This is a genomic window from Roseobacter sp. OBYS 0001 (assembly GCF_019654895.1).
GTDB lineage: Bacteria > Pseudomonadota > Alphaproteobacteria > Rhodobacterales > Rhodobacteraceae > Roseobacter > Roseobacter litoralis.
On the sequence record NZ_BPES01000015.1, the window covers coordinates 58,411 to 72,502 of the forward strand.

15 protein-coding genes are annotated in these 14,092 nt (G+C 56.6%); 3 read left to right on the plus strand and 12 right to left on the minus strand.

The genetic code is table 11. The annotated features are described in order from the left end of the window. The first annotated feature begins 24 nt into the window (after positions 1 to 24). From K5Q35_RS19925 to phaR, 3 genes are all read left to right on the plus strand, one after another. Complete coding sequence (locus K5Q35_RS19925; RefSeq protein ID WP_220801101.1) at positions 25 to 1,830, plus strand: alpha/beta hydrolase; 1,806 nt, start codon at positions 25 to 27, stop codon at positions 1,828 to 1,830. 139 nt (positions 1,831 to 1,969) lie between these two features. Next, positions 1,970 to 2,416: a phasin family protein gene (locus tag K5Q35_RS19930; protein ID WP_013960936.1), complete on the plus strand. Its 447-nt coding sequence runs from the start codon at positions 1,970 to 1,972 to the stop codon at positions 2,414 to 2,416. Between the two features lie 135 nt (positions 2,417 to 2,551). Continuing rightward, the gene (gene phaR, locus K5Q35_RS19935; protein ID WP_013960937.1) at positions 2,552 to 3,118 is read left to right on the plus strand and encodes a polyhydroxyalkanoate synthesis repressor PhaR; all 567 of its coding nucleotides are present in this window, start codon (positions 2,552 to 2,554) and stop codon (positions 3,116 to 3,118) included. A 21-nt stretch (positions 3,119 to 3,139) separates the two neighbouring features. Here the strand turns inward: phaR and K5Q35_RS19940 are convergent, their stop codons facing one another. The 12 genes from K5Q35_RS19940 to K5Q35_RS19995 all read right to left on the minus strand — a co-directional run bounded on the left by K5Q35_RS19940 (position 3,140) and on the right by K5Q35_RS19995 (position 13,913). Continuing rightward, entirely contained in the window at positions 3,140 to 4,444 is a 1,305-nt protein-coding gene (locus K5Q35_RS19940; RefSeq protein ID WP_220801102.1) for an FAD-binding oxidoreductase, read from the minus strand. Between the two features lie 18 nt (positions 4,445 to 4,462). Continuing rightward, a complete protein-coding gene (locus tag K5Q35_RS19945; protein WP_220801103.1) occupies positions 4,463 to 5,821 on the minus strand; it encodes a glutamine synthetase family protein in 1,359 nt (452 codons plus the stop codon). Then, a complete protein-coding gene (locus tag K5Q35_RS19950) occupies positions 5,806 to 6,498 on the minus strand; it encodes a type 1 glutamine amidotransferase (RefSeq protein ID WP_220801104.1) in 693 nt (230 codons plus the stop codon). Before K5Q35_RS19950 ends, K5Q35_RS19945 begins: the two co-directional genes overlap by 16 nt. A gap of 3 nt (positions 6,499 to 6,501) precedes the next feature. Continuing rightward, positions 6,502 to 7,836 carry a glutamine synthetase family protein gene (locus tag K5Q35_RS19955; protein WP_220801105.1) on the minus strand — a complete coding sequence of 445 codons (1,335 nt, stop codon included), beginning with the start codon at positions 7,834 to 7,836 and terminating at the stop codon, positions 6,502 to 6,504. Positions 7,837 to 7,923: 87 nt separating this feature from the next. Continuing rightward, on the minus strand, positions 7,924 to 8,730 hold the full coding sequence (locus K5Q35_RS19960; protein WP_013960942.1) for an ABC transporter permease: 807 nt from the start codon (positions 8,728 to 8,730) through the stop codon (positions 7,924 to 7,926). Continuing rightward, positions 8,727 to 9,611 (minus strand): ABC transporter permease, encoded by an 885-nt coding sequence (locus tag K5Q35_RS19965; RefSeq protein ID WP_220801130.1) that lies wholly within the window; start codon positions 9,609 to 9,611, stop codon positions 8,727 to 8,729. The genes K5Q35_RS19960 and K5Q35_RS19965 overlap by 4 nt, the downstream gene beginning before the upstream one ends. A gap of 57 nt (positions 9,612 to 9,668) precedes the next feature. Continuing rightward, complete coding sequence (locus K5Q35_RS19970; RefSeq protein ID WP_220801106.1) at positions 9,669 to 10,397, minus strand: transporter substrate-binding domain-containing protein; 729 nt, start codon at positions 10,395 to 10,397, stop codon at positions 9,669 to 9,671. A gap of 27 nt (positions 10,398 to 10,424) precedes the next feature. Further along, a complete protein-coding gene (locus K5Q35_RS19975; protein ID WP_282059571.1) occupies positions 10,425 to 11,201 on the minus strand; it encodes an ABC transporter ATP-binding protein in 777 nt (258 codons plus the stop codon). Positions 11,202 to 11,321: 120 nt separating this feature from the next. Then, complete coding sequence (locus K5Q35_RS19980) at positions 11,322 to 12,068, minus strand: phosphate/phosphite/phosphonate ABC transporter substrate-binding protein (RefSeq protein ID WP_220801107.1); 747 nt, start codon at positions 12,066 to 12,068, stop codon at positions 11,322 to 11,324. Continuing rightward, positions 12,065 to 12,505, minus strand: a complete 441-nt coding sequence (locus K5Q35_RS19985; RefSeq protein WP_013960947.1) for a TerB family tellurite resistance protein — start codon at positions 12,503 to 12,505, stop codon at positions 12,065 to 12,067. Before K5Q35_RS19985 ends, K5Q35_RS19980 begins: the two co-directional genes overlap by 4 nt. A 37-nt stretch (positions 12,506 to 12,542) precedes the next feature. Then, positions 12,543 to 12,980, minus strand: a complete 438-nt coding sequence (locus K5Q35_RS19990) for a TerB family tellurite resistance protein (protein WP_220801108.1) — start codon at positions 12,978 to 12,980, stop codon at positions 12,543 to 12,545. Positions 12,981 to 13,121: 141 nt separating this feature from the next. After that, positions 13,122 to 13,913 carry a 23S rRNA (adenine(2030)-N(6))-methyltransferase RlmJ gene (locus K5Q35_RS19995; RefSeq protein ID WP_220801132.1) on the minus strand — a complete coding sequence of 264 codons (792 nt, stop codon included), beginning with the start codon at positions 13,911 to 13,913 and terminating at the stop codon, positions 13,122 to 13,124. Between the last annotated feature and the right edge of the window lie 179 nt (positions 13,914 to 14,092).

Below are 14,092 nucleotides of genomic sequence, written 5' to 3' on the forward strand. Positions count from 1 at the left end.
CAAACATAGGGAGTAAAGGTTCCGATGACAACAAAAAGTGACGAAGGTGTTGTCCCCAGCGGCGAAACACTCGAAAAAATGACCCAAAACCTCAAAAAAGTAGAGGTGTTGTCAGAACGTTTGCAGAGAGTTCTTACCCAAAAACAAGGCCACAACGCCGCCTTGGATGGCCCGAATCAAGAGTTGTTCGGGAGGGCGGCGCAAGCCTATTGGGCCGAAATGATGCACAACCCGGCCAAGGTGCTGGAACATCAAATGTCCTATTGGTCCGACACGATGAAGCATTTTGTGCAAGCGCAGCAAGTGCTTGCACAAGGCAAGCTGGCAGCCCCCGAAGATCCGGGCCCCAAGGATAAACGGTTTGCCAACCCGCTGTGGGACACACACCCCTACTTCAACTACGTGAAGCAACAATACCTGATCAACGCACAAGCTCTGCAGACCGCGGTCGAGGATGTGACAGAGCTTGACGATCTCGAAAAGACCCGGCTGAACTATTTCGCCAAACAGATCGTTGATATGATGTCGCCGACCAACTTTCTGGCAACCAATCCGGATGCCCTCGAAAAAGCGATCGAGACGGAGGGCCAGAGCCTTGTGCAGGGTCTTGAGAACCTGATCAGTGATCTGGAGGCGAACAACGGCGAACTGGTGGTCAAGCTCGCGGATGAAAACGCGTTTGAACTGGGCCGCAACATCGCCACAACACCCGGCAAAGTCGTTTACCGCAACCGCATGATGGAGTTGGTGCAATATACGCCAACAACGGAACAGGTCTATAAAACGCCGCTGGTGATCTTTCCCCCTTGGATCAACAAGTTTTATATTCTCGACCTCAAAGAGCAAAACAGCATGGTTAAATGGGCTGTTGAACAGGGCCAGACCGTCTTTGTCGTTTCGTGGATCAATCCGGATCCGACCTATCGCGATGTCGGTATGGAGGATTATATCGAGGAGGGATATCTTGCCGCAATTCGCGAGATCAAGAAGATCTGCGGCGAAAAACAAGTCAATGCCGTAGGGTACTGTATCGCAGGGACCACTCTGGCACTAACGCTGTCCTTGATGAAACAACGCGGCGACAAATCCATCAGGTCGGCCACCTTCTTTACCGCCTTGACGGATTTCTCGGATCAGGGTGAATTCACACCGTTTCTGACCAATGATTTCATTGATGGGATCGAGGCGGAGATTGAAGACAAGGGGATGTTACCCTCGGTGATCATGGCGCGCACCTTTTCGTTCTTGCGGTCAAACGATCTGATCTACGGCCCTGCCATCAAGAGTTATATGATGGGGCACTCCCCGCCCGCGTTTGATCTGCTCTACTGGAATGGGGATGGCGCGAACCTGCCGGGCAAAATGGCGATGCAGTACTTGCGGGGCCTGTGCCAGCGCAACGAACTGGCGGGGGATGGGTTCGAACTGCTGGGCCACAAGCTGACGCTGGCGGATGTTGACGTGCCGCTCTGTGCCGTGGCTTGCGAGACAGATCACATCGCGGCGTGGAAAGACAGCTACCGCGGTGTCCAGAAGATGGGGTCCAAGGATAAGACGTTCATTATGACCCAGTCAGGGCATATTGCCGGCATCGTCAATCCGCCGACCCGGAACAAATACGGTCACTACACGAACCCCGACATGAAACTGGAGTACCAGGACTGGCACGCGGGCGCTGACTTTCATGACGGATCGTGGTGGCCGCTGTGGGGCGACTGGTTGAAAAAGCGATCGGGCCGCAAGGTTAAAGCGCGTATCCCCGGCGATTCTACGCATGAAATTCTGTGTGATGCCCCCGGAACCTATGTTGCGATAAAAGCAACGGTCTGATTTTCAACGTAATTCTGCACTGCAGCATTTATTTGTGCTGCAGTGCAGAAAAAGCTTGCAATGCTGCAGTGCGGCATCTATATATTCCTCAGACGCAACAGACCGGGATCATCTCGGAAGGCGACGAAAGGAATTAGATATGAGCAAGACACCTGATCTCTCCGCAATGTTCAAAGATGTAATGGGCGCTTTTCCGGTAGACACCAAAGCATTCGACGAAGCTTTCAAAACATCAGCCACGCTGAATGAAAAGCTCTCTTCCGTCGCGCTGAGCGCCGCAGAAAAATCCACAGACATTTCCAACAAATGGGCGCAAGACACGCTTGCCAAAATGTCGGACATGGCCAAAGCCAAAGCAGAGCCTGCTGACTACGCAAAAGCGATGACAGATTTCGCTTCCGCGTATTCCGAAACAGCTGCAGAGCACATGGCTGCTTTCGCTGAAATCGCGAAAAAAGCACAAATGGACACAGTTGAATTGATGATGGCCGCTGGCAAAGACATGAGCGAAGACGCTCAAGCCGCAGTCAAGAAAGCCACAAACGAGGCGACTGCAGTTGTCAAGAAAGCTGCAAAAACCAACTGAACCAGAAATCTGATTTGCGCTGGATCCTCCCTGTAAGGCGCAATGAGGTTGGGCGAGCTTGTAAAAGCTCGCCCTTTCTTTTTGTGCGTCAGTGTCTTAAGCTGCAGTGCAGCGCTATTTTTTCGGAGGCACCCCGTGGCGGAAAAACAAAAATCATTGCTCATAAAGCGCTACGCCAGCAGACGGCTTTATAACACTGAGACAAGCGATTACGTGACGCTTGAAGATATCGCGGGCTTTATTCGTGAAGGGCGCGAAGTGCAGATCCTCGATCTGAAATCTGGTGACGATCTGACCCGGCAATATCTGTTGCAGATCATCGCTGAGCACGAGAGCCGCGGCGAAAGTGTCCTGCCGGTTGACGTTCTCAACGATTTGGTGCGCAGCTACATGACCCCCGGTGCCAGTGTTGTGCCGCAGTTTCTGCAAGCGTCCTTTGAAATGCTGCGTAGTGGCCAAAGCCAGATGCTGGATCAGATGGGTTCGATGAACCCGATGGCAAAGATGCCGGGCTTTGAGATGATGGAAGCTCAACAGAAAGCGTTCATGAAAGCGATGACCGGTGGTTTGGCCAACCCATCCGGGTGGAACAGCAAAGATGAGGCCGACTCCGAGGAGGCGGCTGAAGAACCGGGCGAAGACCTCGATTCCATCAAGCAGCAGCTTTCTGAATTGCAGGATAAACTGTCGAAACTAAAGTAGTTCGCAAGGACCCGGTCTGGGTTAAAAGCCCAGACGGTCGCGCATGGCGTACCAGGTCATCGCAACGATCAACAAGGGCGTGCGCAAGGCACCCCCGCCCGGAAAAGCCGGTGTGGGGATGCAGCCCATTGTATCAAATCCCTGATCCTGACCCTCGATTGCGCGGGCCATCAACTGTCCCGCATGCGTGGCCGTTCCGACCCCATGGCCGGAATATCCCGAGGCGGACAAGATGTTCGGGGCCACGCGCGCAAGGTAGGGAAAGCGTTTCATGGTGATGCCCAATGTCCCGCCCCATGCGTAGTCGATGCGCACGTCTTTGAGGTGCGGAAAAACAACCTGCATTGGTTTACGCACGAGCGATGCGATGTCTTTCGGGAATTGATACCCGTAGCTTTCGCCCCCGCCAAACAGCAACCGTTTGTCATGGGACAGGCGAAAGTAATTGACCACGAACCTGCTGTCCGCGACTGCGACATCCTGTGTCAGCACGCGGTTCGCGTCTTCGCCCAATGGCTCGGTGGCAACAATGAAGTTATTGATCGGCATCACGCGCGCGGTGACCTTGGGTGCCAATCCTGACAGGTAGCCATTGCAGGCCAGCACAACATGACCGGCGGTTATGACGCCACCCTCGGTTTTGACCTTAACGGCTTGACCATGTTCAAGCTCTGTAACCCGCGTGTTTTCGTGAATGGTGACACCAGCCGCCACAGCGGCCCGCGCCAGCCCAAAGGCAAAGGCCAGCGGATGCAGGTGCGCCGCCCCCCTATCCAGCAACCCGCCTTTGTAGTCAGGGGAGGGGCAAAGTACGTGACATTCCTCAGCCGAAAGCGCTGCGATTTGCGTGTAGTTGTATTTGTTCTGCAGATGCGCCGCGTAGTCATGCAGATGCGCGACATCTTTTCCGGTTGATCCGGTCCACGCGATGCCGGGTTTCAGGTGGCAGTCGATCTTGTGTTCTGTGATCAGGGATTTGACGAGCGCCTTGGCATCCTCGCCGTATTCCCAAAACATACGCGCGCGCTCAAACCCGACCATGCTTTCCAGCGCTTCCTGATCAACCCGTTGCCCGCTGCCAAGCTGACCGCCATTACGGCCTGATGCGCCAAAGCCGACCCGATGCGCGTCCACCAGAATGACCCGGCGGCCAGATTCTGCGAGGTGCAGCGCGGCGGATAGCCCGGTGTAGCCCGCGCCAATGACACACACATCTGCGGTGTGCCCCCCGTCCAGTTTGGGAAACGGTTCAGGCGGCGTCGCCGTTGCCGCGTACCAGCTTGGCGGATACTGGCCGGCAGTGTCGTTTGTATATAGCAGATCCATTTGCGGTTCAGATAACGCTCAGACGTTGAGCAACAAGTGTTCGCGTTCCCAAGGCGAAATCACTTGCAGGAACTCTTCGTACTCCGCGCGTTTCACGATCGAATAGACGCGGGCGAAGTCTGGTCCCAGAACGTCGTGGATCGCGTCAGCCTCATCAAACAGGTTCAGCGCAGAGCCCAGAACACGCGGAATATCCCCATCCCCGTCATAGGCGTCGCCCTTAAATTCCGGCTGCGGTTCTTCGCGACCGACCATGCCGAGATATCCGCAGGCGAGGCTGGCCGCGATGCCCAGATAGGGATTGCAATCCATCCCGGCCAGCCGGTTTTCCACGCGCCGCGCGGCGGGGCTGGACAGTGGTATGCGGATGCCCGTGGTGCGATTATCCCGTCCCCAGTTCAGGTTGATCGGCGCTGCGTGATCTTTCACATAGCGTCTATAGCTGTTCACATAAGGCGCAAAGACCGCGAGCGCTGCGGGCATGTGATTTTGCAGACCGGCAATGAAGTGGCGGAACAGGTCGGTTTCTCCGCCGTCCGGCGTGGAAAAGACGTTTTGCCCGGTCTTTGTGTCCAGAACGGAGTGATGGATATGCATGGCACTGCCGGGTTCATCCGCAATGGGTTTGGCCATGAAAGTGGCAAAGCAATCATGACGCAACGCCGCTTCGCGGATCAGTCGTTTGAAATAAAAGACCTCATCGGCGAGTTTGACCGGATCACCGTGCAGAAGGTTAATCTCCAACTGCCCCGCGCCGCCTTCCTGCGTGATGCCGTCGATCTCAAAACCCTGCGCCTCGGCGAAATCGTAAATGTCATCGATGACCGGGCCGAATTCATCCACGGCTGTCATGGAATAGGCCTGCCGCGCAGCAGCCGGGCGGCCGGACCGGCCCATCATCGGCTTGATGTCATGGGCCGGGTCGATGTTGCGCGCCACAAGAAAGAACTCCATCTCAGGGGCCACAACGGGGGACCACCCTCTTTCCTGATAGAGCTTGCAGACGCGTTTCAAGACATTGCGCGGGCTGAAGGGCACAGGCTCGCCCGCGCGATCAAAGGCGTCGTGGATCACCTGCAACGTCCAGTCACCCGTCCACGGGGCGGCGGTTGCGGTGCTCATGTCAGGCTTGAGGATCATGTCGCGTTCGATAAATCCGTCGTCCCCCGCCGCTTCACCCCAGCCGCCGGTAATGGTCTGGTAAAAGATACTGTCGGGCAGGTGAAAGTAATCCTGCCGTTGAAACTTCGATGCAGGAACGGCCTTGCCCCGCGCAATGCCGGGCAAATCGGAAATGATACACTCAACTTCGTCAAGCCGGTGCCCCTCCAGATAGGCGCGCGCAGCATTTGGCAGGTTTGTTATCCAGTCGGCCATGCGGCCCTCTCTTTCTTGAAGAATGCAGCCATTTTGTTGGCGACGTCCATGCGGTCGCTCGGCTGCTCGAGCTTTGACATCGCACGTGCCAAGAGGTCTTCAGGAACAACGCCACTTCCGCGTGTTTCGATCAACCCCTTGATAAAGGTTGAATCGTATTCCGGGTGCGGCTGTATGGTCCAGATGCGATCACCGTATAAAAGCCCCGCGTTTTCGCAGAAATCCGATTGGGCGATCACTTTGGCACCTTCAGGGCGTTGCACGACCTGATCCTGATGCCATGCATTGATCGCATAGGTGCGACCGTCCATCTGATACTCGGTCAGTCCAACCGACCACCCCTTGTCGAATTTTTCAACCCGTCCTCCCATGGCCTGCGCGATGATCTGATGGCCGAAACACACGCCAATCATCGGACGGCCCGCCGCATAAGCCTCGCGAATGAAGTCTTCCAGTGGCGGGATCCAGTCGTGGGGTTCGTAAGCGCCATGTTTTGACCCGGTGATCAACCATCCCTCCGCATCCATGACACTTTCGGGAAAGATGCCATCCACAACGGCCCAGCCCTGCATGTCAAAGCCTTGCCCCTCGAGCAACCGCTCAAAATACTGGTCGTAGCTGCCGCCTTCCATCATGTTTTCAGGCGGGTGTCCGGTGATCAGAATACCAATTTTCATGTCCTACACCGTGTCCAGATAGATGGTGACCTGTTCCTGCGGCGACAGCTCGGCCATATATTTCATCTCCTGCCGTTTGGTAAGCACGAAATTTCGGATCAGGTCGGGGGCAAAAATACGCGCCACCTGTTCGTCGGTTTCAAACTGATTAATCGCGCTTTCCCAGTCGCCCGGAATTTGCGGCAGGTCTGCGGCATAGGCATTCCCGGTGATCGGGGCAGAGGGGTCCTGCGCGTCTTCGATCCCATTAAGGGCAGCACCCAAGACGGCGGCAAGCATCAGGTAGGGGTTCACATCGCCGCCCGCCACCCGGTGTTCGATGCGCCGCGCTGCAGGGCTGCCAGAGGGGATGCGAATGGCAGAGGTTCTGTTTTCATAGGCCCAGCTGATGCCTGTGGGCGCATGTGACCCCGGCACCATCCGATCAAAGCTGTTGGCATGGGGCGCAAACACCAAGGCCGAGCCCGGCATCGCCTTGAGGCACCCCGCAACTGCATGGCGCAGCACATCGGTGCCTGCCTCGCCCCCGTCGTCAAAGACATTGTTGCCCGCGCTATCCAGCACAGAGAAATGAATGTGCAGGCCGGACCCGGCATAATCCTCATAGGGTTTGGCCATGAAACTGGCGGCAAACCCGTGCCGCCGCGCCATGCCCTTGACCAGCATCTTGAACAACCACGCATCATCCGCTGCCCTGAGCGCATCATCGCAATGCATCAGGTTAATCTCGAATTGGCCGAGCCCAGCCTCGGAAATCGCTGTGTCTGCCGGAATGTCCATTTCTTCACAGGCATCATAGAGGTCGGTGAAAAATGCATCGAACTGATCCAGCGCGCGCAGGGACAGGATTTCTCCTGCCACGCGGCGTTTGCCAGAGCGCGGCGACGGCGGCACCTGCAGTGTGCGACCGGAATCGTCAATCAGGAAAAACTCCAGTTCCACAGCACAAACCGGCGTCAACCCGCGCGCTTTGTAGCGCTCAACCACCGCATTCAACGCGTGGCGCGGATCACCTGCATAGGGTCGCCCGTCTTCGTGAAACATCCAGATCGGCAAAAGCGCCGAGGGCGCATCGAGCCACGGCATCGGCATGAACCCCCGCTCGGTTGGTTTTAGCACGCCGTCGCGGTCGCCGGTTTCATAGACCAGCGGGCTGTCGTCGATATCCTCGCCCCAGATGTCGAGGTTCAGAACCGACATGGGAAACCGCGTGCCACCCTCGACCGCTTTATCTGCATAGCGCGACGGGATGCGTTTGCCGCGCGCCTGACCATTCAGGTCAGAAGCCGCCACCCGGATCGTGCGGACCTGTGGATTTTTTCGAAGCCAGTTCTTCATACAGCACCAGTCTTATGGGCTGGTAACAACGGTGCGGCCTCCCGTACCACGGCCAGCGCCACGGATAATTTGATCAAATTATGGATACTACCGGATCAGGTTGGGACGCAACCTCAATTTAGGTCTGGCATCTTGCGGCAAATGACGGTTCAGCCGCGCGTTGACCAGCCCGAATATCCCCACAACGATCAGCGTGAGCAGGATGAAGTACCCCGCGAGGATCGGGTAGGGCACGAACGGATTGAACGTCTTGTCTGCGAAGTAGCTGGCATAATAGAGTGCATCGCCGCGCTGTTGCCAGGCAGGGAACCCGGACAGAAAGACCAGCGCAGTTGCATGAAACAAAAAGATCGCCTCATTGGTGTAAGCAGGCCAGGCCAGCCGCAGCATGGTTGGCCAGATGACTCGCCGGAACCGGGCCCATCCGGTCATCCCGTATGCGTCTGCGGCTTCGGTGTCGCCTTTGGGTATGGACTGCAACGCGCCGTAAAAGATCTCACCTGAATAAGCGGCCGTATTGAAGAACAGCACGATCAACGCCCCGAGCCAGGCGGCTGTGAAGGGGTCGAATATGGGCGATACGGACTTGAGGCTCAGGAACAGGAAGTAGCCGAAGAAGAACTGGATAAAGAGCGGTGAGCCGCGAAAGATAAAGATGAACCACTCAGATGGCTTGCGGAAAATCCTGCGAGGGGATGCCTTGCCGACGGCTACGGCTGTCGCCAGAAAAAACCCGCAGATCAGCGCCACAAGACCGAAATAGATGTTCCAGATCATGCCAGACCCAATCAGCGTAAACTGTTGGCACAGCGTGAAATCATCGCGGGGCAGCAACCGTTCGCCAATACCGATCGCGCGCAGGCCATAATCCTGAATGGTTTGCCAGCAACTCATGCGGCGGCCTTTCTCTGGGCTTCGCCAGCGGCGGTTGCCTGACCGTGGGTCAGGCGCGCCATGACCCGTTCAAGCACGACCTCGGAGACGCGCGTGAACAGCAGGTAAAAGACCAGCAGCGCGAGGAAATACCACATGCGCCAGTCGCCATGCGGGTAATCCGTGAAGCGGGGCGTCTTGGTCCCACCCAATTCGCGGGCCCAATAGACGATGTCTTCAACACCCAGCAGGAATAGCAGCGGCGTGGCTTTGATCAGTACCATCCAGAGGTTGGACAGACCCGGCAAGGCATAGACCCACATCTGCGGCACCAACACGCGCCAAAAGGTTTGGCGCCGCGACATGCCATAGGCTTCGGCGGTTTCAAGTTGGCTGCGCGGCACGGCCCGCATGGCCCCAAAGAGGACATTGGCTGCGAAAGCGCCGAAAACAAGGGCAAATGTCAGGACAGCCAAAGCGAACCCATAGCTCTCATGGACCCACTGCGGGGCCGAGCCCAAGGGCATTTTTGCCGCCTGACAGACGACAAAATCATTCCCCTGTCGGATCGGTTCCGACCAGTCGGGGCACAGCGCCTTGTGTCTGAGGTATTCGATGCCCTGATCCAACGCGATGACGAAAAACAGGAAAAACGCGATATCGGGCACGCCGCGCACCACTGCAATATAGGATTTTCCAAACCAACGCAGCGGCGCGATGTTTGAGCGCGCAGCGGATGCGCCGCCAAACCCAAAGGCCAGTGCCACGGGTGCTGTGATCGCCAGCAGCAGTAAAACGGTCAGCACGGACCAATAGAGCGACATGTGTTTTGGCGTCGTCAGATAGCACGACATCCACTGCCAGTCAGGCAGAAGACTTGGATCTGTGCAAAAGCTGAAAATAATATGTCTCGCTTTAAATAACCGGCGCCCGCGGTGGCGCGCGCCGGTTTGAATGGATCAGAACTGTTCCAGATCGGGCAACCACTTGCCGATCAGGGCATTCAGGCTGCCGTCTTCTTTCATGGACCGGATCGCCACGTTGAACTTTTCTTTCAGCTCCGTATCGCTTTCGCGCAGGCCCAGACCAATGCCGCCACCAATCATGACGTTTTGCTCCAGCAACATCAGGTCCGGATCGGCATTTGCCAGTTCGGACAGGAATGCTTTGTCCGCCAGAACCGCGTCCGCTTCACCGTTTTTAACGGCGGCGACGGTTTCTTCCGGGGTCGCAAATTCAACCAGTACCGCACCGGAGGAGGCGATAAAGCTTGCCTGGATCGTATTGGCCTGTGCCGCGATCACGCCGCCCTCAAGGTCCACATCCGCAGAGGCGGACAGATAGGCAGAAGGATCTGGCAGGGTGTATTGCTCAGAGAAATCAATGACTTCATCACGCTCATCGGTCACGGACATGCCTGCGATGATGACGTCATAGTTGCCGGAAACGAGGTTGGGGATGATGCTGTCCCACTCGTTTGTGACCCATTCGCAGGTCAGTTCTGCGCGCGCGCAGAGTTCGTCCCCAAGCTCGCGCTCAAATCCGTCGACTTCGCCGGCGTCATTGAGGAAATTATACGGAGGGTAGGCACCTTCAGTGCCCATGCGCACGGTTTTTCCGTGACCATCTGCAAGCGCCATAACAGCTGTCAGGGCCAGTGTGGCAGTCGTCAGGATAAGTGTTTTCATATCAGTACTCCCAATTTTTATTTTTGTTTACGCTGCTTGGGTTGCCGAAAGAAACCCGCGCAGGCGTTCTGATTTGGGTGCGCCGAACAGCGTTTCCGGCGGCCCTTGTTCTTCTACCAGACCTTGATGCAGAAAGACGACATGGTCTGACACATCAGCGGCCAGTTTCATGTCATGCGTCACGATCAGCATGGTGCGCCCTTCCTTGGCGAGGTCCTTGATGACTTTGATCACCTCTTGCTCGAGTTCAGGATCGAGCGCCGAGGTTGGTTCATCAAAAAGCAGCGCTTCAGGCTCCATGCAGAGTGCACGCGCGATTGCTGCGCGTTGTTGTTGGCCACCGGACAGTTGCGCAGGGTAGACGTCGCATTTGTCGCCGATACCAACCTTGTCGAGATAGCCGCGCGCCGCTTTTTCGACCTCATCACGGTCCCGCTTGAGGACAGTCACCGGCGCTTCCATGACGTTTTGCAAAATGGTCATATGCGCCCAAAGGTTAAACTGCTGGAACACCATGCTGAGGTTTGTGCGAATGCGCAAAACCTGATCGCTGTCAGCGGGGCGGCGGGCATGACCCTCGCCCTTCCACGTGACCTGTTCCCCTTTGAACAGAATGTCACCTTGCTGGCTGTCCTCCAGCAGGTTGCAACAGCGCAACAGCGTCGATTTGCCAGAGCCCGAAGACCCGATCAGCGATATCACATGTCCTTTGGGTGCTGTGATGTCGACGCCCTTGATCACCTCAAGCGCTCCATAGGCCTTGTGCAGGTTTTTCATCTCAATGACGGGCGCTTGCGGCTTCACGTATGTGATCTCTTGCTTATTTCGCTAAGGCATAAGGAAGGAAATTTGCTGGTTTGGCAACTTTGAAAGTGTGTATTTTCAGTTTCCGCTAGGTCAATATGCGCATTAGCGCCACTTATTTTATCCTGATGTCGGTGACAGCGGCACCGCGAGATACGCGGACGCGGGAATATGCACGATGTTTTTGATCATCAATGCTGCGCGAATATGCGGTTCCAAGCCTGCAACTGACTTCGATATTGTGGCAAAAAGCGCCTGAGGGTCCTGTCCGCGCGCGCAGATATAGGGCAGGCCCGGCGTTGGCGCGGTCGAGACCAGCACCCGCAAGGCGGCGGTCAGGTCCGTGTCGCGTTCCAACAAGGCCCACGTCACCGCATCAATCGCCGCTATATCCGCCATGCCCGTGCTGACGGCTTCGGCAGAGGCGCGATGTGCTCTTGTATCAACGCAGTTGGTCGCAAAGCTGAAACCGGCCTTGTGGTCAATCAGGTGTTGTTCAGCAGCTGCCCATCCGGATTGAGACCGCACATCATTGCGCGCAAAACGCGCGCTGGCAAAATCCGTGATCTGCATACGCTCGTCAGATGACCGCACAATGAAATGGGATCGATAGTAACCGGGTGGGCAATCGGCCACCCCATAGTCCGGTGTCCCGACCAGCAAGACCGACGCGTGCAGGCCGCTGCGATAGGGAAGCCCGCATGTTTGTGACAAAACGAGATCGTGGCGTTCCCAGCAGTCATGCGGGTCCAAATCGCGGCTTAGGTGCTTTGGGCCGCGTCCGTAGGTATCGCGGATGGCTTGCCAATATATATCATGCGCCGCACGGGTGTGCGGGGTTTCATACATTGGCAAACTGGCAATCATGCCTGAGGGTTTATGTCCTGCCGGACCAGCGCGCTGTCGCGGTCGCTGATGCCCAGAAAATTCGTGACCATGCGGACCAGCGCGTCTTCTTCCTGTGCCCGAGCACCATCCGCCAGCACCACTTCCCACAGGGCTTTGACGACGGACAGACGGTCCTCATAGGGGACTGCATCTTTGATCGCGCGGGTAAATCGAACCGTATCGGGCGCCTCGGCTTCCAGCGCTTCGGCTTCTTCGCGCAGGGCGCTGACCGCGCCCGGACCAAGACCGTATCTGCGCGCATTAATTCTGTCGATGCGCTCACGCTCCGCAGTGCTGTAGTCATGGTCGGAACGAGCGATCCGCACCAGCAACGCGGTCAATGCAAGACGTGCGTCTTCATCGGGAAAGTCTTCGGCGTCAGACTGGGTCAGTCTTTTCAGGAAATCAGCAAACATGAGAGTGATATAAATACCTTTCTCGGGCGTGCCAATCTCAATCGTCATTCAGGGCTGTTTTACGCGCGTCGGCGATATCATCCGCGCTCAGGCCCAATGCCTCTTCGATGTTTTCAAGCATGACTTCTTCATCGGCGTCGCGTTCCCCATCGGCCAGCGCAACCGACCACATGGCTTGCGCGAGGGCGCGGCGGTCGGTGTAAGGCACCTCATCGCGCAGAATGCGCGCAAATTCCGGTGTGCCGGGGGCGTCACGCTCCAACGCCTCGCAGGTTGCGCGCAATTTTGCGGCCTCAAGCGGTTTGAGCCCAAAGGTCGCCGCTAGAATACGGTCGATTTGCCCCACTTCGGACGCTCTGTATTGTCGATCCGCAAAGGCAACCCGCACAAGCAATGCGCCAAGCGCCAACTGGGCATTGGGTTGCGGCAGGGGGGTCGCCTTGGCTTTTCGGCGGGGAAACAATCGCTCAAACATCTTTTATCTCAATTCACGCGAGGTCGGCCAGATATGCACGGACATCATGGGCATAAGCCGTCCGATTGTTTAATAACACTGCTGTGACCAGATCAATCCGTGTTTTTACGCAGTGCAGAGGGGATGATGCGCTTCAAAGCACTACTTGGCAGGGCTGTGTGACTGTCCAAAATGCGCCCCGAGACGGGCCATTTCTTCGGCCAGACCGTAGGGTGGATTGATCACGAACATGCCCGAACCGATCATGCCATGCCCCTTTTTCGCGGGCGGAAAACGAACCTCATGACGCAAAGCGGAGGGATGATCCTGTTGCAAGGATCGCAACATGCCCATGTGCTGGCTGACTGTCAGGATCGGGTACCACAGGCAGATGACGCCAACATTCCAGGATTTCCCCAATTTGGAGATTTGCTGCGGGATCTTGGTGTAATCGGTCTTAATTTCGTAGCTCGGGTCGATCAGCATCGCGCCACGTCGCGGGGTCGGTGGACAAATGGAATGGGCCAATTCAAACCCATCCTTCTGGTAGCATTTCGCGCCGGTGGAGGACGTGTTGAAATCCAGCGCATCAAATTCGGCCGGGTGAAGTTCGGCAAAGTGCATCCGGTCGCCGGGTCTGAGCAGGGATGCGGCGATCAGCGGGGAACCGGGATAAAACGACGCCCCGAAATCTCGCCTGATTTGGGTCAGGACGCCAGCAAACGGGTGTGCGTCGTCGAAAAAATCGCTGGCTTTATATATGCCCTCCGCAGCCTCCGCTGTTTTCAGTGCTGCGGGGTCTTGCAGGTCATAAAGGCCCCGCCCAGCGTGCGTTTCGATGTAGGAAACAGGTTTTTCCTTACGCACCATATAAGACAGAATCCACGCCAGCAGCACATGTTTGTGCACATCTGCGAGGTTTCCTGCGTGATAGATATGTTGATAGCTCAGCATGGGTGACGATGTACCGAAGCCAAGCCTGCGCGCAACGGGAAAAGCCATTCTGACGGTCGACTGGTCTCGCATTGGTGCTCTGTTGCAAGGTAACGATGTGACGGCCTGCCGGTCGTGGGGCGCTTTTGCGTGCCATTGACCACGGGATTGCGCCTGAAAGCGCTGCTGCTGCAAAACCA